The sequence below is a fragment of the Variovorax boronicumulans genome, assembly GCF_029892485.1.
GTDB classification, from domain to species: domain Bacteria; phylum Pseudomonadota; class Gammaproteobacteria; order Burkholderiales; family Burkholderiaceae_C; genus Variovorax; species Variovorax boronicumulans_B.
The window spans coordinates 43,353-63,138 of record NZ_JARXVG010000005.1; the positions used below are offsets into that span (position 1 = coordinate 43,353).

Consider the following 19,786-nt stretch of genomic DNA (forward strand, 5'->3'; position numbering starts at 1 on the left):
CAAATCCGCTTAAGTCGTTGATTTTCCAGTGCTTTGCCATCCATCCAGAGTTCTGTGGATAACTTTGTTGACAACAAGGCTCGACACGCTGGAGAGCCTTGAAAATCAAGGCTCTGGCTGGAATGCCCCAAAAAAATGCAAAGTTCAAATCCTATATAAATCAACAACTTGGAAGTGCTATTGGTTTGGGAGCAAAGAAGGCAATGCCTCAGATAATCTTGCGCAGTGCAACACAAGTTTTGTGCATAAGTCCGACCCACTAGACCGTTTTTAGGCTTGACAAACGGCTGGGGAGCGATTTTCCAGGGAGGGTTCGCGCTTTCGCGCGGCCGGCCCGCTGGTCACAGTTTCAACCGCGCAGGGCGCGCGACTGGGTGTGCACGGCCTCGACCAGCGCCGCCACATGGTCGGGCGGCGTGAACTGGCTGATGCCATGGCCCAAGTTGAAGATGTGCGTCGGGCCCGCGGCGTTGCGGTCGGCATGGGGCTTGCCGAAAGCCTGCAGCACCTTCGCCACCTCGGCCTCGATCTGCGCGGGCGGGGCGAACAGCACGTTCGGGTCGATGTTGCCCTGCAGGGCCTTGGCCTGGCTGTCCGTGCCTTCGGCGACCTGGCGGCGGGCGGCGGCGAGGTTCACGGTCCAGTCCACGCCGAGCACTTCGCAGTCGAGCGCACGCATGGCCTCCAGCCAGAGACCGCCGCCCTTGGTGAACACGATGCGCGGCACGGGCTGGCCGTCGGCGCCGGTGCGCTTGAGGCCCGCCAGTACGCGCGCGGTGTAGGCGAGGCTGAATTCCTGGAAGGCGCCGTCGGCCAGCACGCCGCCCCAGCTGTCGAAGACCATCACGGCCTGTGCGCCGGCGTCGATCTGGGCATTGAGGTAGGTGGCCACCGAATCGGCGTTGACCGCGAGGATGCGGTGCATCAGGTCGGGGCGGCTGTAGAGCATGCTTTTCACGAGCCGGTAGTCGCTGGAGCCCGCGCCTTCGACCATGTAGCAGGCCAGCGTCCACGGGCTGCCCGAGAAACCGATCAGCGGCACCCGGCCGGCCAGCGCCTTGCGAATCGAGGCCACGGCGCTGAACACGTAGCGCAGCTTTTCCATGTCGGGCACTTCGAGCGCGGCCACGGCAGCCTCGTCGCGCACCGGCCGCGCGAAGCGCGGGCCTTCACCGGCCTCGAACGACAGGCCCAGGCCCATGGCGTCGGGCACGGTGAGGATGTCGGAGAACAGGATCGCCGCATCCAGTGGGTAGCGCGCGAGCGGTTGCAGCGTGACTTCGGTGGCGTAGTCGGTGTTGGTGGCCAGGCCCATGAAGCTGCCCGCCTTCGCGCGCGTGGCCACGTACTCGGGAAGGTAGCGGCCGGCCTGGCGCATCAGCCAGACGGGCGTGTGATCGGTGGCCTGGCGCCAGCAGGCTCGCAGGAAAGTGTCGTTTTGCAGTGGGGCGAAAGGCATCCGGCGATTGTCGCAGGGGCCCGCGCGTTGACCGACAGCGCAATTTGAGTTGCCCCAACCCGCCGCGGTGAGCCACGGCGTGCCGCAGCGCCGAGCATCCGGCTCCGACAACAACTCCGGATGGATACGGGACATGGCGCAACAGGTTTTCGACTTCGTGGTGGTGGGGGGCGGCTCGGCCGGCTGCGTTCTGGCGAACCGGCTGGTGCTGGCGGGGCGCAGCGTGCTGCTGCTGGAGGCGGGGCCGCCCGACGACGACCGCTTCATCCACATGCCGGCCACCTTCGTGCGGGTGCTGGGCACCGAGCGCGCCTGGGCCTACGAAAGCGAGCCGCAGGCGGCGGCCGGCGGCCGGAAGATGTTCGTGCCGCAGGGGCGCACGCTCGGCGGTGGCAGTTCGGTCAACGCCATGGTCTACATCCGCGGCACGCCGGCCGACTACGACGGCTGGCAGGCGCAGGGCTGCGAGGGCTGGAGCTGGAACGATGTGCTGCCCTGGTTCCGCAAGGCGGAGTCGAATTCGCGCTTCGCCTGCGACCTGCACGGCACGACCGGACCGCTGAAGGTGAGCGACACCCGCTACCGCCATCCGCTGAGCCTGGCTTTCGTGCGCGCGGCACAGCAGGCGGGCCTGGCCTACAACGACGACTTCAACGGCACCGCGCAGGCGGGCGTGGGCTTCTACCAGACCACCACCTTCGAGGGGCGGCGGGCCAGCACGGCGGCCACGTACCTCGCGGCCGTGCGCGGCAACCCGAAACTCAGCGTGGTCACCGGTGCGCATGTGCTGCGCGTGCTGACGAAGGACGGCGCGGCGACCGGCGTGGCCTACCGCACGGGGAAGGGCGGCACCGGCGAGGAAATCGTCGCCACCGCCCGCGAGGAAGTGATCCTCTCGGCCGGCGCGCTGGCCTCGCCCAAGCTGCTGCTGCTCTCGGGCATCGGCCCCGGCGAGCAGTTGCAGTCGCTCGGCATTCCGGTGGCGCACGCCTTGCCGGGCGTGGGCGAGAACTTCCAGGACCACCTGGAGGTGTCGGTCTACGGCCGCACGCGCGAGCCCATCAGCCTGCTCGGCAACGATCGCGGCCTCGCTGCGCTCAGGCACGGCCTGCAATGGACGCTCTTCAACACCGGCCTCTTGACCTCCAACGTGGTCGAGAGCGGCGGTTTCGTCGACACCACCGGCCAGGGCCGGCCCGACCTGCAGTTCCATGTGCTGCCGGTGCTCGTGGGCGATGTGGACCGCGAGCCGCTGGCCGGCCACGGCCTGTCGATCAACCCCTGCTTCCTGCGCCCGGCATCGCGCGGCAGCGTGCGCCTGCGCAGCGCCGATCCGATGGCGCCGATCCTGTTCGACGGCGGCTACCTGCAGGCGCAGGAAGACGTCGACACGCTGGTGCGCGGCGTGAAGCTCGCACGCCGCATCCTGCGCGCGCCGGCCTTGCGCGAAGTGGTCTCCGAAGAGCTCGCGCCCTCCGCAGCCGAGGACATGGCCGAGGACGCCATCGAAGCCTACGTGCGCCAGCGCGCCAAGACCGTCTACCACCCGAGCGGCACCTGCCGCATGGGCAGCGACGGCATGGCCGTGGTCGATGCGCAGATGCGCGTGCATGGCGTGGCGAAGCTGCGCGTGTGCGATGCCTCGGTGATGCCTTCGCTGGTGAGCGGCAACACCAACGCGCCGACCGTGATGCTGGCCGAGCGCTGCGCGGCCTTCGTGCTGGGGCAGTCGGCATGAACCCGCTCGGCCGCGCTGTCGGGCAACGAACACTGCGCGTTCGGTCAACCGCGTGCGGCCCTCGAAACCTAGAGTCGATTCCAACAAGGAGACAAGGCAAATGAGTTCCACCGCTTCCATGGCCGGCAAGATCGCATTCATCACCGGCGGCGGCACCGGCATCGGCGCGGCAGTCGCCGAACAGTTCGTCGCGGCCGGTGGCCGCGTGGTGCTGATGGGGCGCCGCCTCGCGCAGCTCGAGGCCGTTGCCGCAAAGCTCGGCGGGCTGGCCGTTTCGGGCGATGCCGCCAGCGCCGCCGACGTGCAGCGTGCGCTCGCCGCGGCACGCGAGAAGTTCGGCCGCATCGACGTGCTGGTCGCCAACGCGGGCGGCCACGGCGTGGGCGATGCGCTGTCCACCGACGACGCCTCCTGGGCGCTCTCGACACGCCTGAACCTCGACACCGCCTTCGTCTGCGCACGCGAGCTCCTGCCCGAACTGATCGAGCGCCGCGGCAACATCGTCGTGCTCTCGTCGCTCGCGGGCCACTTCGCCGGCCCGGGCGTGATCGGCTACGTGACGATGAAGCACGCGCTCATCGGCCTCGTGCGTTCGCTGGCGCGCGACTACGGCAGGCAGGGCGTGCGCGTGAACGCGGTGTGCCCCGGCTGGGTGCGCACCGAGATGGCCGACGAGCAGATGCAGGTGCTCATCGACAAGTACCGCCTGCCGGGCGCCGATGCCGCCTACGACCTCGTCACGCGCGACGTGCCCATGGGCCGGCCCGCCAGCCCGGAGGACGTGGCGAATGCCGTGCTGTTCCTCGCCTCGCCGCTGGCCGCCATGGTCACCGGCAGTTCGCTGATGGTCGACGGCGGTGCGTCCGCGGTCGACCTGCCCACCATCGCCTTCGCGCACGACGCCTGAGACAGAAGGAAGGAACGCCATGAGCAACAACACCGTAGTCACGAAACCCGCGGACTGGAAAAACTACGACGACTTCGCCGCAGGCATCGCCACCAACCGCCTGCCCGCCACCGATGCGCTCGCCGGGCAGACGCTGAAGCTCGCCTTGCCCGGCTTCCAGCTCACGCTGCAGCCGCGCACGCAGCACACGCTCGACTGGCAGGAACACGGCGCGCGCGGCGGACAAGGCCAGGGCGACTGGTACGAAGCCATCGAGGTCGCGCCCGATACCTTCTTCCTCGACATCACGCAGGCCAGCCGCCCGACCGAAGCGCTGAGCGTGGTCGTCAACACGCGCACCCGCCGCGTGCTGGCCATCCGCTGCCGCATCGTCGGTGCCGACGAAGCCGCGGGCCAGCCGCGCGTGCCGCAGGACTTCTGGGTCGGCACGCTCGAAGGCGGCACTGCGACAGGCCCCGTTCCGCAGCCCACGCGCGACCTCATCGGCCTGCGCACCTGGCAGATCTACAGCCCCGAGCACACCTACGAGCACACTTACCTGAGCGCCGAGCGCTACGCCTGGCAGTGCCTGGTCGGCGTGCAGCGCGGCCATGGCGACGTCGACCTTGCGAGCTACTACAAGTTCGACGAGGACCAGTACATCTTCACCTTTCGCGAGTTCCTGATTCCGGTCGCCTCGGTGTTCTTCTTCAACTTTGCGAGCGGCCGCTCGACCGGCAAGTTCCTGGGCGTCACCGGCGCGGGCGAAGTCGCCAACAACCCGGCTGGCGCCTTCATGCGCAAGGCCTCGCAGACCTTCTATCCGCCCGAGTTCGGACCGGTCTGAGCTTCCCCTTCTTTGCTGTCACTTCTTCAGGAGCCCGTTCTTCATGCGCACACCCCATCAGATCATTGCCGATCACTACGCCGCCTCCGACCGCCAGGACCTCCCCGCCATGTTCGCCGACGTGGCCGACGACGTGCAGTGGACCGAGATGGCCGGCTTTCCATGCGCCGGCACGCACGTCGGCCAGGCGCAAGTGATCGAGAAGGTCTTCAAGGTGCTGGGCACCGAGTGGGAGGGCTATCGCTTCGAACTCGAGCGGCTGGTCGATGGCGGCGACACCGTGGTCGGCATCGGCAACTACCACGGCCGCTACCGCAAGACCGGCAAGACCATGCGCGTCCGCGTGACGCATGTGTGGCAGGTGCAGGGCGGCAAGGTGCGCAGCTTCGAGCAGTTCACCGACACGCTGCTCGTGGCGCAGGCCATGTCGTGAATTCCACCTTCTTCCTTCATTCAATGCATTGCCCCGGAGTCCATCCATGAACCTGCGAGACCTTTCGCTCGAACACCTCGGCCTGGTGGGCCTGCTGGCGCAGCGCCGCCGCGGCAACCACATCGACGGCCGCGAGGCGGCACCCGCCAACGGCCTGTACCTGCCCGTCGTCGATCCGGCCACCGAGATGACCGTGGCCGAAGCCCCCGACAGCGATGCGGCCGATGTGAACGCCGCCGTCGCGAGCGCGCGCCGTACCTTCGAGAGCGCCGCCTGGAAGGGGCTGCGCCCGGCCGACCGGGAGCGCATGCTCTACACGCTCTCGACCCTCATCGAGTCGCATGCCGACGAACTCAGCGCGCTGGAAACCCTGCAGAGCGGCAAGCTGCGCGGCATCGCGCGCATGGTCGACGTGGGCGGCGGCGCGGAGTTCGTGCGCTACATGGCGGGCTGGGCCACCAAGCTCGAAGGGCAGACGCTCGACAACTCCATCGGCATCCCCGGCCCGCAGTGGGTGACCTACACGCGGCGCGAACCGGTGGGCGTGGTCGGCGCGATCGTGCCCTGGAATTTTCCGCTCGCGATCGCGCTGTGGAAGGTGGCGCCCGCGCTCGCCGCCGGCTGCACCGTGGTGCTCAAGCCCTCCGAAGAAACGCCGCTCACCGCGCTGCGGCTGGCCGAGCTGGCGATCGAGGCGGGCTTTCCGCCCGGCGCGCTCAACGTGGTGTGCGGCCGCGGCGCCACCGCCGGTGCCGCGCTCGCCGCGCACCCGGACATCCGCAAGATAAGCTTTACCGGCTCGACGGCGGTAGGCCGGCACATCGGCCATGCCGCCGTCGACAACATGGCGCGCTTCACGCTGGAGCTGGGCGGCAAGTCGCCGCTGATCGTGCTCGACGACGCCGACCCGGCCGCGGCGGCGCAAGGCGCGGCCAACGGCATCTTCTTTCACCAGGGGCAGGTGTGCACCGCCGGTTCGCGCGTCTATGTGCAGCGCGGCATCTTCGACAAGGTGGTGCAAGAGCTGGCGCAGGTCGCCGAGGGGCTGCACATCGGCTCGGGCTTCGATCCGAAGGCGCAGTTCGGCCCGCTCGTCTCCAGGCGCCACATGGACCGCGTGATGGCGCACATCGACGGCGCGGTGTCCGAGGGCGCCACGCTCGTCACCGGCGGCAGCCGCGCCTTCGACGGCGGCTGCTTCGTGCGGCCGACCGTGTTCGTCGATGCGCAGCCCTCGATGCGCATCGTGCGGGAGGAAGTGTTCGGCCCGGTCGCCACGGTGGTGCCCTTCGACGATGTCGAGGACGCCATCCGCATGGCCAACGACAGCGCCTACGGCCTGGCCGCGAGCGTGTGGTCGAACAACCTCTCGGCCGTGCACCGCATCGTGCCGCGCCTGCAGGCGGGCGTGGTCTGGGTCAACGCGCACAACGTGCTCGACAACGCGCTGCCGCTGGGCGGCATCAAGCAGTCGGGCTACGGGCGCGACCTGGGGCGCGCGGCGGTCGAGAGCTTCACCGAGCTCAAGAGCGTGTGCATGGCGGTGTAGCCGCGCCCGGTTCCGAACGCAACAGAACACAACAACTGGAGACATTCATCATGCTGAGAACAAAGAAGATCGCGCTGTCGGCCGTCGTCGGCGCCATGGGCCTTGCCGGCTTCAGCGGGGCCTGGGCGCAGTCGGGCCTGGACTGCGGCCTCAACAGCGGCAAGCCCGCCACCGGCGAACCCATTCCCATCGGCGCCGTGGTCGGCAAGACCGGGCCCGACGACTTCAGCGCCTCGGGCCAGGCGGCGGCCGCGTACTTCAAGTGCGTGAACGCCAACGGCGGCATCAACGGCCGGCCGGTCGACTACATCGTGGTCGACGACCAGTGGAACCCCGAGACCGCTGCGCAGGTGGCCTCCAAGCTCGTGAAGGACCGCAAGGTGGTCGCGCTCGCGGGCAGCACCAGCTTCGTGGAGTGCGGTGCCAACGCCAAGATGTACGCCGACGAGGGCGTGATGGTGATCGCCGGCACCGGCGTGCCGCGCGAATGCTTCAACGCGCGCAACTACGTGCCGGTGAATGCGGGGCCGCGCGTGTCGGCCACCATCGCCGCGATGTACGCGGCGCAGAAGTACAAGTCGAAGAAGATGGTCTGCATCATTCCGAACATCCCGAGCCTGGGCAACTGGGCCTGCGAGGGGCCCAAGGAATGGGGCAGGAAGAACGGCGTGGAGGTCGAGACCATCGCCATCGACCCCGGCTCGGCCGATGCCACCTCCACCATGCTGCAGGCCGCCGCGAAGAAGCCAGACACCATCATCATGAACGTGCCCAAGGGCATCCTGGTGCCCATGCTGGCCGCGGCCGAGCAGCAGAACCTGGGCAAGAAGATCCACTTCGTGTCGTCCGCGCCGGCCTACAACGCCGACGTGCCCAAGGCCATCGGGCCGTACTGGAAGGGCAACTTCGACGTCAACCTCGAATTCAATCCACTCGAATCGGCCGGGCCCGACAACAAGAACTGGCTCGCGGTGATGGAAAAGTACGGCGCGAAGGGCGATCCGCGCGACACCTTCTCGCAGGCCGGCTACGTCGCCGCGCGGCTGGTGACGCAGGCTCTCCTCAAGATGGACCCGAAGAAGATCGACCGCGCGAGCGTGACCGATGCGCTGCGCAAGGTGACGGACTTTCGCAGCGACATCCTCTGCAAGCCCTTCTACGTGGGCAACGGCAATCGCCACAACGCCAACAACAGCGGGCCGATCGCGAGTCCGGACGGCAACGGCTGGCGCTTTGCGCCCGGCGGCTGCCTGACGGCGGAAGACCCGGAGCTGGTCGACATCCGCGCCGACGAGCAGAAGATGGGCCTCAAGTAGGCGCGCCGGGCCATGGAGGACTACCTGCCTTTCGTCATCTCGGGCCTGGGCCTGGGCGCGGTGTATGCGCTCTCGGGCGTGGGGCTGGTGGTGCTCTATCGCTCCTCGGGGGTGCTGAATTTCGCGTTCGGCGCCATCGGCGCGCTCGGTGCCTATGTGGCCTGGTCGATGCTCGAGGCGGACTGGCCGCAGGGCGTCGCGTGGTGCGCGGCCATCGTCGCGTCGATGCTGCTGTCGCTGGCCTACGGGCGGCTGCTGGCGCCGCGCCTGTCGCACCGCGACCCGACCATCCGCAGCATCGCCACGCTGGGCTTCGCGCTGGTGGTGGTGGGCTTCACCGAGTGGTACTGGGGCGAGCAGCCGCGCCGGCTGGTGCTGCCCACCGATGCGGGCGCGATCGAATTCGTGCTCGGCGAGGTCGAGGTGCGCCTCACCCACACGCGGGCGCTGGGGCTCGCACTGGCGGTGCTGATGATGGGCGGCGTGGGCCTGCTGCTGTCGAAGACCCGCGTGGGCCTGAAGATGCGCGCGCTGGCCAATGACCGCGACCTGAGCGCGCTGCTGGGCATTCGCGTGCTCGGCGTGGACACGGTGGCCTGGGTGCTCAGTGGCGCCTTCGCCGGCGTGTGCGGGCTGCTGCTCGCGAACATCGTGCGGCTGCAGGCTACGCTGCTGACCTTCCTGGTGATTCCGGCCTTTGCCGCGGCGATCATCGGGCGGCTGCATTCGCTGCCGGCCACGGTGGCGGGCGGCATCGCCATCGGCGTGCTGGAGGCGCTGGCGATCACGGTGCCGGGCTTCGCGGCCTTTCGCACGGCCACGCCGTTCCTGATTGCGCTGGCGATGATCGTTTTCTTTCGCACGGGGACGCGGCAAGCATGAGCGCTTCGATCTTCAACGGCGTGGCGCCAGCTCGGGATATCGCCGTGGCGCCCGCCTCGCTGGCCGAGGCATCGCGCCGCGCACGCCTCTCGCTGGCTGCGATGGTCGGCTGCGTGCTGCTCATCGGCATCGCCGTGCCGTGGCTGGCGAATGCCTACTGGATCAAGACGCTCACTTCGTCGCTCGCGTTGTCGATCGCGGCGGCCGGCGTGGCGCTGCTCTACGGCCAGCTGGGGCTGGTGTCGCTGTGCCAGTACGCGCTGCTCGGCGCGGGCGGCTGGATCGCCTTGCGCGCGGGGCACGGGCTGGGCTGGCCCTTCGAGCTGTCGGTGCTCGCGGGCGGGTTGCTGTCGTGCGCGGTGGGCATGCTCGCGGGGCTGCCGGCGCTGCGGCTCAAGGGGCTTTATCTCGCGCTCGTCACGATGATGATGGCCGGCGGCTTCCAGGTGGTGATCAACGTCATGGGCTTTCCCGACGGCGGCGCGGGCTGGCTGGGCCGCGTGTTCGGCAGCGAGCGGCTGATGATGCCGCGGCCCGCGCTGGCGCTGTCCGATGCGGCGTACTTCCGCTATGTGGCGGTGTGGCTGGCGGCGGTGCTGGCGCTGATCGAGCTGCACCGGCGCACGCGGGCCGGCCGGTCATGGGCGCTGATCCGCCGCGGCGAGGCCGCAGCCGTGGCGGCGGGCGTGAACATCCTGCGCTACCAGACCTGGGCCTTCGGGCTGGCGGGCTTCTGCGCCGGCGTGGCGGGCGCCCTGCTCGCGGGCGGCGTGGGCCAGCTCGACGGGCGCGCCTTCACCGCAGGCGATTCGGTGATGCTGTTCGCGCTCACCGTGGTGGGCGGCGTGTACCACTGGGCCGGTGCGTTGATCGCAGGATTGCTGCTGCGCGCCGTGCCGGCATTGCTCACGGACTTCGGTGTGAACGGCTATCTCGCGATGATCTTCTTTGGCGTCGCATTGCTGCATGCGCTCATCACGGCGCCGAGCGGCATTGCCGGGCAACTGGCGGGGGCGTTCGATGCGGTGCGCAAGCGGCTTTCGCCGCGCGCCAAGGACGCAGCGCCATGATCCGCATCCACGATCTCACGGTGGCCTTCGGCGGCGTCAAGGCGATCGATGCGCTGAGCGCCGAACTCGATGCGCCCGTGTGCGGCCTCATCGGGCCGAACGGCGCGGGCAAGACCACGCTGGTCAATGTGCTGAGCGGCCTCGTGCAGCCGCGCGCCGGCACGGTCGCGGTGAATGGCGCCGACCTGCTGGGCCTCAAGCCCATCGAGCGCGTGCGCTTCGGCCTGCGGCGTTCGTTCCAGACCGAGCAGGTGGTGGAAGACCTGAGCGTGTGGGACAACGTGCGCGCGCTGCTCGACCACGTGCCGCATGCACGCGGCGAGGCGGTGGCGCAGGTGGCGCGGGCGCTGTCGCACACGGGCCTGCTCGACGTGGCGACGGTGCCGGGCCAACGCTTGAACCTCTTCCAGCGCCGCATGCTGGAGATCGCGAAATCGCTGGTCGGCGCGCCCAAGCTGCTGCTGCTCGACGAACCCGGCGCGGGCCTCACCGAGCAGGAGGCTGGCGCGCTGCGCCGCGTGATCGGCTCGGTGCACGCCTTCTGCGGCGCGCAGGTGCTGCTGATCGACCACGACGTCGACCTGATCGCGGCCACCTGCACGCAGACGCTGGTGCTCGACTTCGGCCGCCGCCTCGCGCTCGGACCGACGCGCGCGGTGCTCGACGATCCGGCCGTGCGCAAGGCCTACCTGGGAACGGAATGACATGCTGAGCATCCACGATCTGCGCCTGCTGCGCGGCGGCAAGGCCGTGCTGCACGGCATCGACCTCCTGGTGCCGTCCGGCGAGGTGACCGCGCTGCTCGGTGCCAACGGCGCGGGCAAGTCGAGCACGGTGATGGCGATTGCCGGCGTGCTGCCGCTCACCGGCGGACGCATCGAGGTCGAAGGCCATGCGCTGCACGGCCAGCGGCCCGAGCGGGTGCGCGCGCTGGGCGTGGCGGTGGTGCCGGAAGGGCATCGCGTGCTCGGCGACCTGTCGGTGCTCGACAACCTGCGTGCTGCTGCGACGGCGCTTCCCGCATCGCGCGTAGCGGACGCTGTCGAGCAGGTGCTCGCGGTGTTTCCCGAACTGCGCGTGAAGCTCGCGCTGCCCGCGCGCTCGCTCTCGGGCGGCCAGAAGCAGATGGTCTGCATCGCCCAGGCGCTGATCGGCAAGCCGCGCTACCTGGCGATCGACGAACTCTCGCTGGGGCTCGCACCCACCGTGGTCAAGCGATTGGTGGAGGTGGTGCAGCAGGTCGCGCGCGAGGGTGTCGGCGTGCTGCTGATCGAACAGTTCACGACCGTGGCGCTGGCCGTCTCCAGCCGCGCCTATGTGCTGGAGCGCGGCCGCATGGCGTTTGCGGGATCGTCGGAAGAATTGCGCAGCCGGCCGGAGATCCTGCACAGCAGCTACCTGGCTGCCGCGTAGCTTCGGCCCGGCGGCGCTTCAGTGCGTCAGCGCCGCCGAGGCGAGGGCCTGCTCGGCCTCGCGCCGCTGGAACTCGCGTGGCGCCACGCCGTACTGCATCTTGAACGCGCGGCAGAAATGCGCGCTGCTGTTGAAGCCCCAGGCAAAGGCGATCTCGGACACCGAGATGCGGCGGCCGGCCGCGTTGCGCAGCGCCTCGCTGCAGCGTTCGAGCCGCATCTGCCAGATGAAGCGGTCCAGCGTCTGGTCTTCGTCCTCGAACACGCGGTGCAGGTAGCGCTTGGAGCAGCGCAGCTGCTGCGCGATGAGGTCCAGCGACAGCGCGGGGTCCGCCAGGTGCGCGTGCACGAACTGCTTGACGCGGGCCTTCAGCACGCCGGGGACCGGATGCGCGCCGAACTGCTCGTCGGAGTGCGTGGCGAGCGTCGATGCGAGCAGGCTCAGCACGGTGTCGCTGACCGAGCGGCCGACCGCGTCCGGCAGCGAGGGCAACTGGTCGGCCAGCGAGGTGAGGAACGAGCCCAGCACCGCATAGAGCCCGCGCATCGCCGGCGTGTGCGCCTCGCAGGTGTGCAGGTCGGGAATCTTCATGCCCTTGAACTGCTGCCGCGGGATCGTGATGGCCAGGAGGCGCGAGCGCTCGGGGTTGGTGATCGCATAGGGCACGCGCGGGTCGTAGAGACTCCAGTCGCCGGGGTGCAGGTGAAACTCGCGGTCGCGCTGCGAGATGTGGCCGTGGCCGCCGAGCTGCAGCACCAGCTTGTAGTGCTCGTCCAGCACGATCTCCTGGCGCGTGTCGGGCCGCGCCACGCGGTGCGAGGGGGCTTCGATCATGTACATGCCCAGCGGCCCCAGCGTGTAGGCATCCATGCGCGCGTCGAAGGTGCCCGTGTCGAGGCACTGCACGCGCAACGCGCCGAAGTACGACTCGCTGATCCGGCCCCAGCAGGCCTGGCGGTCCTCGGGGTGCTCGAGCAGCGTGCTGAAGTGGTTTGCGTTCATGCCGTGTTGTCTCTCTTTGGGGGGCGCCGAAAGCGCTTCCGCAGGATAGGCATGCAGGGGCGGGCGATCATCGGTGTTTCCACCCGGACCGGTGGCGCCGGTGCGTTCCCGGTCTACGCGCAGTGCGCGCTGGGTCAACGAACGGGTTTGCCGCCGAAAACCTCGTCCATCAATGAAAGCAGCCACTGGAGCCCGAGGTCGGCGTCGTGGGCCGCGGCCCACAGGAGCGATACGGCGTAGCTCGGCGTATCGAAAGGCAACGGGCTGACCGCCAGCCCGAGCGCATCGCGCCAGGTGGCCGCGGCGAAGGTGGGCACGGTGGTGATGGCCGCCATCTGCCGCACGATGAAGGGGTTGGTCGCGAAGTTGCGGCTCGAGAACACCACCTGGCGCGCGAGCCCCTGTTCGCGCAGCAACTCGTCGACCAGGCCACTGAGGTCGGCGCTGAACGAGGTGAGCAGGTGCGGATGGCGCAGGTACTCCTTGAGCGTCACCCGCTTGCCGCGCACCTTGACGAGCGCGGGGTTGTAGACGCAGACGAAATGCCAGTCGAACAGTGCGCGCTGCCGATGCCAGGTGGCGCAGTCGGTGAAGACGCCCACGGCCAGCTCGATCTCGGCGGCATCGAGCATGCCGGGCGCGCTGACGCGATCGGCCGCGCGCGCGATCAGCCGCACGCCCGGGGCCTCCACCGCGAGCCGCTGCATGAGCTGCGGCATCAGCGCCACTTCGAGCGCATCGCTCAGGCCGATGCGGAACACGCGCTCGGCCTTGGCGGGATCGAACACCGGCTTCGCATGCAGCGCCTGCTGCAAAGAGAGCAGCAGCGGCTCGATGACGCGCGCGAGTGCCAGCGCGCGCGGCGTGGGCGTCATGCCGTGCGAGGTGCGCACGAAGAGCTCGTCGCCCAGCGCCGCGCGCAGGCGCTTGAGCGCGCCGCTCAGTGCAGGCTGGCCGATGAACAGGCGCTGCGCCGCACGCGTGACGCTGCGTTCGTGCAGCAGCGCGTGAAACACCAGCAGCAGGTTCAGGTCCAGCCGCCTGAAATCACTTTCGTTGATGTTGTCCATGGTTTCAAACGATTTGAATGATAGGCCTGCGCTCCCTAACCTGAAGGCTCATCAGGCAACCAAAGGATTCGACATGACTTCGGAACAGCAGACAGTGGTGGTGGTTGGCGGCTCTTCGGGCGTGGGGCTGGAGACGGTGCGGCGGCTCGCGGCGACCGGGGCGCGCGTCATCGCGACGGGGCGCGACAACGGCAAGTTGCAGGAGGCGATCGGCGGCATGGGCGCGAACGTGAGCGGCGCGGCCTTCGATGCCTGCGACCGCGGCGCGCTCGACGCCTTCTTCGGGAAGACCGGACCCATCGATCACCTCGTGCTCACGCTCAGCGGCGGCGAGGGCGCGGGCGAGTTCGCGCAGCTCGACCTGCAATCGCTGCGGCGCGGCTTCGAGGCCAAGTTCTGGCCACAGCTCGAAGCGGCGCAGGCGGGTGCGCGCGTGTTGCGGAAGGGCGGCAGCATCACCTTCGTGACGGCGATCTCGGCGCGCAATGCGTTGCCGGGGACTGCGGGGCTCGCCGCCATCAACGGCGCGCTCGAAGCGATGATCGGCAGCCTGGCGCGGGAGCTCAAACCCAGCCGGGTGAATGCGGTGTCACCGGGGTTGATCGACACGCCGTGGTGGAACCGCGTGCCCGTCGCGATGAAGGACGACCTGTTCCGCCAGCAGGTAGAGACCCTGCCCGTCGGCCGCGTGGGCCAGCCGCAGGACGTGGCGCATGCAATCGAGTTCCTGATCGAGAACGGCTACACCACGGGCACGGTCATCGAGTGCGACGGCGGGCTGCGGTTGGTCTGAAAAAAACTCAGACCACGGGCACGCGTTGCGCGTCTGCGGGGCTCACGTTGCGGCGGTAGAGCACCAGCGTCGCGATGAGCCCGCAGATGGCGGCAGCGGTCATCCACAGACCCGGCGCACCCTTGTCGCCGGTCATCTCGATCAGCCCGGTGGCGATGGCCGGCGTGAAGCCGCCGAACAGCGCCGTCGCCAGGCTGTACGCCAGCGAAAAACCTGCTGTGCGCACATTGACCGGCATCACCTCGGTCAGCGCCACCACCATCGCGCCGTTGTAGCTCGCGTAGAGGAACGACAGCCACAGCTCCACTTCGAGCATGCGCGCGAAGCTGGGCGCGCCCACCAGCCACTTGAGCGACGGGTACGCGGTAAGGATGGTCAACACGGTGAACAAAATCAGCAGCGGCTTGCGCCCCACACGGTCCGACAGCGAACCCATGATCGGCAGCCAGATGAAGTTCGAGATGGCCACGCACAGCGTGACGATGAGCGCATCGGTGGTGCTCAGGTGCAGCACTGACTTGCCGAAGGTCGGCGTGTAGACCGTGATCAGGTAGAACGACACGGTGGTCATCGAGACCAGCATCATCCCGGCGACCACGAGGCCCCAGTTGGCGATCATCGACTGGAAGATCTCGCGCGCATCGGGGCGGTGCTTGCGCGCCATGAACTCTTCGGTCTCCTGCAGCGAGCGGCGGATGATGAAGAGCACCGGCACGATCAGGCAGCCAACGAAGAAGGGCACGCGCCAGTAGAAGTCGCCGATCTCCTGCGAGGTGAAGGTCACGTTGAGCCAGTAGCCCAGCGCCGCCGCCACGATGATGGCCACCTGCTGGCTGGCCGACTGCCAGCTCACGTAGAAGCCCTTGCGGCCCGGCGTGGCCATCTCCGAGAGATACACCGACACGCCGCCCAGCTCCACACCCGCCGAGAAGCCCTGCAGCAGCCGGCCGATGAGCACCAGCAGCGGCGCGGCGAGGCCGATGGTCGCGTAGGCCGGCACGCAGGCGATCAGCAGCGTGCCGACGGCCATCAGCGCGAGCGTGACGATCAGGCCCTTGCGGCGGCCGACGCGATCGACGTAGGCGCCGAGAAAAATCGCACCCAGCGGCCGCATCAGGAAGCCTGCGCCGAAGGTCATGAAGGTCAGCATCAGCGATGCGAACTCGTTGCCGGCGGGGAAGAAGGCCTTCGAGATCTGCGTGGCGTAGAAGCCGAACAAAAAGAAGTCGAACATCTCCATGAAATTGCCACCGGTCACACGCAGGACGGTGGCGAATTTCGAGGAGGAGGCCGTGGAAGACGGGCGAGCGGCCGCGCCTTGTTGCGCAGCGGAAGGCGCGGTGTTCATCTGGTTTGTCCCCTTGGGCGATGTGTGTTCGCCAAGGGTAGGTCGGGCTCCCCGACCGCTACCTGACTGTGCGGGTCAGGTAGCTGTCACTCGAAGAGTGACGGCGTGTGCGCGTCAGGCTTTGTACTTGATGGAGCAGCCGTAGGGTCGCGTGGTGGCCGCCGAAATGGGCTTGCCGCCGAAGGCTTCGCCGAGGGCCTGGTTCACGTAGTTGGTCGCGGTCTTGATGTCGTCCGCGCGCGCCGAGGCAATGCTGTCGATGCCGCCCGCATACACCAGCACGCCCTTCGGGTCGATGATGAAGATGTGCGGCGTGGTGCGCGCGCCGTAGACCTGGCCGATGACGCCGTCCTCGTCCATCAGCACGGCGGTGGGCGCGGCCGATTGCGACTTCATCCAGGCATCGAGCGCGTCGGCCTTCAGGTAGTCGCTCGCGGCGCGTTCGGTGGAATTGATGGCCAGCCACACCACGCCCTTGTCGGTCGCGGCCTTCTGCGTGGCGGGCATGTTGCCGCTGCCGTAGTGCTTGCGCACGAAGGGGCAGCCGGGGTTGGTCCATTCGAGCACGACGAACTTGCCTGCGAAGTCCGAGAGCTTGTGCTTGGCGCCGGTGGTGTCCACGGCCACGAAGTCCGGCGCCTGCTGGCCCACGGCCGGTGCGGCGAAGGCGTTGGTGCCCATCAGGAAGGCCCCGCCGAGCGCGACAGCGGCGGCGACGACGGCACGGCGGGAGGCCCGGCTCAGGGCGGCGCGGGCATGGCGCGCGGCACGAAGGGAACGCGAGTCGGAGATTGGCGAGAGAGACATGGCCAGCTTGAGCTCCAGTAGAAAATTCCAAACGACAACTGCAGCTTAGAACGGTTTCTTCAAGTGCATGTGACAACCCATGTCACGCAGTGGTCAAAGCGCGGCGAGTGCGGCGCGGACCTCGTCCTTGCCCAGGATTTCGGTCAGCACTACCGGCGCCTTGCCCGGCGCCTGCAGCACATAGACCGGCACGCCGCTGCGGCCGAGCGCGGTGAGCGCGGCGGTGATGGCGGGGTCGCGGCGGGTCCAGTCGGCGCGCAGCATCGCGACCTTCTTCGCATCGAAATCGGCCAGCAGGTCGGCGTCGGCCAGCGTGCTCTTCTTGTTGTACTGGCAGGTCACGCACCAAGCGGCGGTGAAGTCGATGAACACCGGCTGGCCGGCGGCCGAGAGCTCGCTCACGCGCTCGGCCGACCACGGTTGCCAGCGCTGGTTCGCGCCGCTGGCGGCCAGCTTGGCGGGCTCCACCACCTGCAGCACGTTGCGGCCGATGGCACCGGTCAGCATGGCGGTGAAGGCGATCAGCACGGTGGCGATCACCAGCCGCGTGCGGCCGCGCAGCGTGAACGCCCAGACGATGGCGGCCAGGCACACCAGCAGCGCGAGCAGCGTGCCCGCGCCGTCGATGCCGCTTTGCTGACCGAGGATCCACACCAGCCACGCCACGGTGGCGAACATCGGAAAGGCCAGCAGGCGGCGCAGCGTGCCCATCCACGGGCCGGGCTTGGGCAGCAGGTGCGCGATGGCGGGCACGAAGCCGGCCACGAGGTACGGCAGCGCGAGGCCCAGGCCCAGCGCCGCGAACAGCAGCAGCGCCTGCGCCGCGGGCAGGCCGATCGCGAAGCCGAGCGACACGCCCATGAACGGCGCAGTGCAGGGCGAGGCGATCACCACGGCGAGCACGCCCGAGAGGAAGTCGTTGGCCAGCGGATGCTTGGCCTGCGCGCTGCAGACCGACGAGGGCGCAGCGCGGCCGAACTCGAACACGCCCACGAGGTTCAGGCCGATCAGCGTGAAGAGCGCCGCCAGCGCCGCCACCACGCCCGGCGACTGCAGCTGGAAGCCCCAGCCCAGTTGCGCGCCGGCCGCACGCAGCGCGAGCATGGCGCCGCCCAGCGCGAGGAAGGACAGCATCACGCCGCCGGTGTAGGCCAGGCCCGCCTTGCGGTGCGCGCTGGCGTTGCCGGCCTGGCGCGCAAAGCCCAGCACCTTGATCGCAAGGATCGGGAACACGCAGGGCATGAGGTTCAGCAGCAGGCCGCCGAGCAGGGCGCCCAGCAAGGCCATGACGAAGGTGCGGGTGGGTTGGGGGGGCAGGTCGGTGGTGGGGCTTGCAGCGGCGTTCGCGGCATTGGCAGCGAGCGCGGCCTGCAGCGCGGGCGAGACTTCGGCGCGCGCCGGCGTGGCGGCGGCGGGCCAGGTGCCCGAGACCGGCGCTTCCGCGCGCCAAGCCACCGGTTGGCCCGGCTGGCGGTCGGCCTCGGCCAGCGCCACCACCACCGGCATCACCGTGGGGCTCGCGCTGCGCTGGTCGGCCAACGGCATGGTGGCTGTCCAGGTGCCGCCTTGCCAGGATTGGGTCCAGTCCTTGCCGGAAACGGCCGCGGTGCGGATCACCTCGGGGGTTTCGGGGAAGAAGGCCAGCGTCTTGCCCTGCACGGCGGCCGGCAGGCCTTCGAGCTTCACTTGCAGGTTGTTGCCATTGACCTCGATGCCGCCTGGTTTGGCCAGCGCCTGGGGCTGGGCGGCCTCTGCGGCGTCGAAGTCGGCCTTGTGCAGCGCGGTCGAGCCCTGCAGCGGCAGCGAGAGCGTGAACTCGCCCTCTTCGGGGATGCATTCCTTGCGGCAGACCAGCCAGGAGGCCTTGAGCCTGACGTCCATCGCGGGCGTGCCGCCGGCCAGCGCTATCGGCGGCTTGTAGAGCGTGGACACCTCCAGCGGCACCGGCAGCAGCACGGTGTTCTCGTAGCCGTAGTTGGCGAGGCTGCCGACCGCAATCTTCTTGGGGACCGGCCAGGCGATCTCGCCGGTCGAGACGCCCGCGGGCAGCGTCCAGGTCATTTCGGTGGGCAGGCCCGAATCGCCGGCGTTCTTCCAGTAGGTGTGCCACTCAGGCTGGTGCGTGATCTGCAGGCCGACCCAGACGGGTGCGCCGGGTGTCACGCCATCGGGCGCATGGGCGACCAGTTCGGCGCGCACGTGGGGGGTGGTGACGACGGCCCCGGTCTTGGACGCCAATTGCGCCGCAGCCGGCATGCTGGCTGCGAAAATTGCTATCAGAAGCGTAGCGAAATAGATGCGCGAGAGGATCATGCCGTCAGTCGGAGCGGTAGGGCGTGTCGAAGTTCCGGGGGTGTCCGTCAGGCCGCGGCGCTTGCCCAGCCCAGCACCACGCGCCGGCTGTTGGCGCTCTTCTTTTCGATCTTGGTGACCACGACCGCCCCGATTTCCGAGGTATTCGCAACATGCGTGCCGCCGCAGGGCTGGAAGTCGATCTGCGCCTCGCCCTCGCCCGTTCCGCCGATGCGGATGGTGCGCACCGTGCCCGTGCCGCGCGGCGGCTGCACGCTCATGCTCTTGACGAGGGCCGGGTTCGCATCGAGCTCCTCGTCGGTGATGGCGCCCACGGTCAGCGGATGGGCCGCGCCGACCAGCCGGGCGAGGCCGGCGGTGAGCGTTTCCTTGTCGAGCGGATCGGTCATGTGGAAGTCGATGCGCGCGTAGTCGGGCGTGATCGAGCAGCCGTTCACCGGCACCGGCACGAGATGGCACAGCAGATGGGAGGCGGTGTGGAAGCGCATCAGCCGGTGGCGGCGCTCCCAGTCGAGGCGGGCGGTGACGGTGTCGCCGGGCTCCAGCGCGGCCAGCAGCTCGGCTTGATCCGGGGCGGGCACGTGGACGAATTCGTTGGTCGGCTGGCCTTCTTCGTTCTTGGCCTTGCGGGTGTCGGCGATGACGACTTCGCGGCCGTCGGCCAGGGCCAGCACGCCGGCGTCTCCCGCCTGCCCGCCGCCCAGCGGATAGAACACCGTGCGGTCCAGCACGATGCCGGCTTCGTCGATGCGCAGGATGCGGGCTTCGCAGGCGCGCAGGTAGGCGTCGGCACGGAACAGGTCGTCGGTCATGCGGCGATGGTAGCGGCGATGCGCGATTGGGGTGCGCCCACGCCAGAA

General features: G+C 68.9%; 18 protein-coding genes. 11 read left to right on the forward strand and 7 right to left on the reverse strand.

Features of this window, described 5'->3' with window-relative positions; all coding sequences use genetic code 11:
• Positions 1-349: 349 nt before the first annotated feature.
• Complete coding sequence (gene hemE, locus M2282_RS13170; RefSeq protein ID WP_280809224.1) at positions 350-1,459, reverse strand: uroporphyrinogen decarboxylase; 1,110 nt, start codon at positions 1,457-1,459, stop codon at positions 350-352.
• Between the two features lie 133 nt (positions 1,460-1,592).
• Here hemE and M2282_RS13175 point away from each other — a divergent pair, with 133 nt between their 5' ends.
• From M2282_RS13175 to M2282_RS13220, 10 genes are all read left to right on the forward strand, one after another.
• The gene (locus tag M2282_RS13175) at positions 1,593-3,197 is read left to right on the forward strand and encodes a GMC family oxidoreductase (protein WP_280809225.1); all 1,605 of its coding nucleotides are present in this window, start codon (positions 1,593-1,595) and stop codon (positions 3,195-3,197) included.
• Between the two features lie 100 nt (positions 3,198-3,297).
• Entirely contained in the window at positions 3,298-4,104 is an 807-nt protein-coding gene (locus M2282_RS13180; RefSeq protein ID WP_280809226.1) for an SDR family NAD(P)-dependent oxidoreductase, read from the forward strand.
• Positions 4,105-4,123: 19 nt separating this feature from the next.
• Positions 4,124-4,930 (forward strand): MoaF C-terminal domain-containing protein, encoded by an 807-nt coding sequence (locus tag M2282_RS13185; protein WP_280809227.1) that lies wholly within the window; start codon positions 4,124-4,126, stop codon positions 4,928-4,930.
• A gap of 43 nt (positions 4,931-4,973) precedes the next feature.
• Positions 4,974-5,363: a nuclear transport factor 2 family protein gene (locus M2282_RS13190; protein ID WP_280809228.1), complete on the forward strand. Its 390-nt coding sequence runs from the start codon at positions 4,974-4,976 to the stop codon at positions 5,361-5,363.
• Between the two features lie 46 nt (positions 5,364-5,409).
• Complete coding sequence (locus M2282_RS13195; RefSeq protein WP_280809229.1) at positions 5,410-6,912, forward strand: aldehyde dehydrogenase family protein; 1,503 nt, start codon at positions 5,410-5,412, stop codon at positions 6,910-6,912.
• Between the two features lie 50 nt (positions 6,913-6,962).
• Positions 6,963-8,228 (forward strand): ABC transporter substrate-binding protein, encoded by a 1,266-nt coding sequence (locus M2282_RS13200; protein WP_432422900.1) that lies wholly within the window; start codon positions 6,963-6,965, stop codon positions 8,226-8,228.
• Positions 8,229-8,240: 12 nt separating this feature from the next.
• The gene (locus M2282_RS13205) at positions 8,241-9,110 is read left to right on the forward strand and encodes a branched-chain amino acid ABC transporter permease (protein ID WP_280809230.1); all 870 of its coding nucleotides are present in this window, start codon (positions 8,241-8,243) and stop codon (positions 9,108-9,110) included.
• Positions 9,107-10,180: a branched-chain amino acid ABC transporter permease gene (locus M2282_RS13210; protein ID WP_348541733.1), complete on the forward strand. Its 1,074-nt coding sequence runs from the start codon at positions 9,107-9,109 to the stop codon at positions 10,178-10,180. Before M2282_RS13205 ends, M2282_RS13210 begins: the two co-directional genes overlap by 4 nt.
• Entirely contained in the window at positions 10,177-10,884 is a 708-nt protein-coding gene (locus M2282_RS13215; protein ID WP_280809231.1) for an ABC transporter ATP-binding protein, read from the forward strand. Before M2282_RS13210 ends, M2282_RS13215 begins: the two co-directional genes overlap by 4 nt.
• 1 nt (position 10,885) lies before the next feature.
• Positions 10,886-11,593, forward strand: coding sequence for an ABC transporter ATP-binding protein (locus M2282_RS13220; protein ID WP_280809232.1), 708 nt, complete (start codon positions 10,886-10,888; stop codon positions 11,591-11,593).
• An 18-nt stretch (positions 11,594-11,611) separates the two neighbouring features.
• Here the strand turns inward: M2282_RS13220 and M2282_RS13225 are convergent, their stop codons facing one another.
• Together M2282_RS13225 and M2282_RS13230 are read right to left on the reverse strand one after the other, a co-directional pair.
• The gene (locus M2282_RS13225; RefSeq protein WP_280809233.1) at positions 11,612-12,595 is read right to left on the reverse strand and encodes a helix-turn-helix domain-containing protein; all 984 of its coding nucleotides are present in this window, start codon (positions 12,593-12,595) and stop codon (positions 11,612-11,614) included.
• A 134-nt stretch (positions 12,596-12,729) separates the two neighbouring features.
• On the reverse strand, positions 12,730-13,665 hold the full coding sequence (locus M2282_RS13230; RefSeq protein WP_280809234.1) for a LysR family transcriptional regulator: 936 nt from the start codon (positions 13,663-13,665) through the stop codon (positions 12,730-12,732).
• A gap of 73 nt (positions 13,666-13,738) precedes the next feature.
• Here M2282_RS13230 and M2282_RS13235 point away from each other — a divergent pair, with 73 nt between their 5' ends.
• Positions 13,739-14,458 (forward strand): SDR family oxidoreductase, encoded by a 720-nt coding sequence (locus tag M2282_RS13235; RefSeq protein ID WP_280809235.1) that lies wholly within the window; start codon positions 13,739-13,741, stop codon positions 14,456-14,458.
• 7 nt (positions 14,459-14,465) lie between these two features.
• Here the strand turns inward: M2282_RS13235 and M2282_RS13240 are convergent, their stop codons facing one another.
• From M2282_RS13240 to M2282_RS13255, 4 genes are all read right to left on the reverse strand, one after another.
• Complete coding sequence (locus tag M2282_RS13240; protein ID WP_280809236.1) at positions 14,466-15,806, reverse strand: MFS transporter; 1,341 nt, start codon at positions 15,804-15,806, stop codon at positions 14,466-14,468.
• A gap of 114 nt (positions 15,807-15,920) precedes the next feature.
• Positions 15,921-16,613 carry a redoxin domain-containing protein gene (locus M2282_RS13245; RefSeq protein WP_280809237.1) on the reverse strand — a complete coding sequence of 231 codons (693 nt, stop codon included), beginning with the start codon at positions 16,611-16,613 and terminating at the stop codon, positions 15,921-15,923.
• Positions 16,614-16,706: 93 nt separating this feature from the next.
• Positions 16,707-18,926: a protein-disulfide reductase DsbD family protein gene (locus M2282_RS13250; protein ID WP_280809238.1), complete on the reverse strand. Its 2,220-nt coding sequence runs from the start codon at positions 18,924-18,926 to the stop codon at positions 16,707-16,709.
• 47 nt (positions 18,927-18,973) lie between these two features.
• Entirely contained in the window at positions 18,974-19,738 is a 765-nt protein-coding gene (locus tag M2282_RS13255) for an alanyl-tRNA editing protein (protein ID WP_280809239.1), read from the reverse strand.
• Positions 19,739-19,786 lie beyond the last annotated feature (48 nt).

Bases quoted from the DNA above. Each gene is read 5' to 3' on its own strand.
- hemE (WP_280809224.1), bottom strand. From the start codon at position 1,459: ATGCCTTTCGCCCCACTGCAAAACGACACTTTCCTGCGAGCCTGCTGG.
- M2282_RS13175 (WP_280809225.1), top strand. From the start codon at position 1,593: ATGGCGCAACAGGTTTTCGACTTCGTGGTGGTGGGGGGCGGCTCGGCC.
- M2282_RS13180 (WP_280809226.1), top strand. From the start codon at position 3,298: ATGAGTTCCACCGCTTCCATGGCCGGCAAGATCGCATTCATCACCGGC.
- M2282_RS13185 (WP_280809227.1), top strand. From the start codon at position 4,124: ATGAGCAACAACACCGTAGTCACGAAACCCGCGGACTGGAAAAACTAC.
- M2282_RS13190 (WP_280809228.1), top strand. From the start codon at position 4,974: ATGCGCACACCCCATCAGATCATTGCCGATCACTACGCCGCCTCCGAC.
- M2282_RS13195 (WP_280809229.1), top strand. From the start codon at position 5,410: ATGAACCTGCGAGACCTTTCGCTCGAACACCTCGGCCTGGTGGGCCTG.
- M2282_RS13200 (WP_432422900.1), top strand. From the start codon at position 6,963: ATGCTGAGAACAAAGAAGATCGCGCTGTCGGCCGTCGTCGGCGCCATG.
- M2282_RS13205 (WP_280809230.1), top strand. From the start codon at position 8,241: ATGGAGGACTACCTGCCTTTCGTCATCTCGGGCCTGGGCCTGGGCGCG.
- M2282_RS13210 (WP_348541733.1), top strand. From the start codon at position 9,107: ATGAGCGCTTCGATCTTCAACGGCGTGGCGCCAGCTCGGGATATCGCC.
- M2282_RS13215 (WP_280809231.1), top strand. From the start codon at position 10,177: ATGATCCGCATCCACGATCTCACGGTGGCCTTCGGCGGCGTCAAGGCG.
- M2282_RS13220 (WP_280809232.1), top strand. From the start codon at position 10,886: ATGCTGAGCATCCACGATCTGCGCCTGCTGCGCGGCGGCAAGGCCGTG.
- M2282_RS13225 (WP_280809233.1), bottom strand. From the start codon at position 12,595: ATGAACGCAAACCACTTCAGCACGCTGCTCGAGCACCCCGAGGACCGC.
- M2282_RS13230 (WP_280809234.1), bottom strand. From the start codon at position 13,665: ATGGACAACATCAACGAAAGTGATTTCAGGCGGCTGGACCTGAACCTG.
- M2282_RS13235 (WP_280809235.1), top strand. From the start codon at position 13,739: ATGACTTCGGAACAGCAGACAGTGGTGGTGGTTGGCGGCTCTTCGGGC.
- M2282_RS13240 (WP_280809236.1), bottom strand. From the start codon at position 15,806: ATGAACACCGCGCCTTCCGCTGCGCAACAAGGCGCGGCCGCTCGCCCG.
- M2282_RS13245 (WP_280809237.1), bottom strand. From the start codon at position 16,613: ATGTCTCTCTCGCCAATCTCCGACTCGCGTTCCCTTCGTGCCGCGCGC.
- M2282_RS13250 (WP_280809238.1), bottom strand. From the start codon at position 18,926: ATGATCCTCTCGCGCATCTATTTCGCTACGCTTCTGATAGCAATTTTC.
- M2282_RS13255 (WP_280809239.1), bottom strand. From the start codon at position 19,738: ATGACCGACGACCTGTTCCGTGCCGACGCCTACCTGCGCGCCTGCGAA.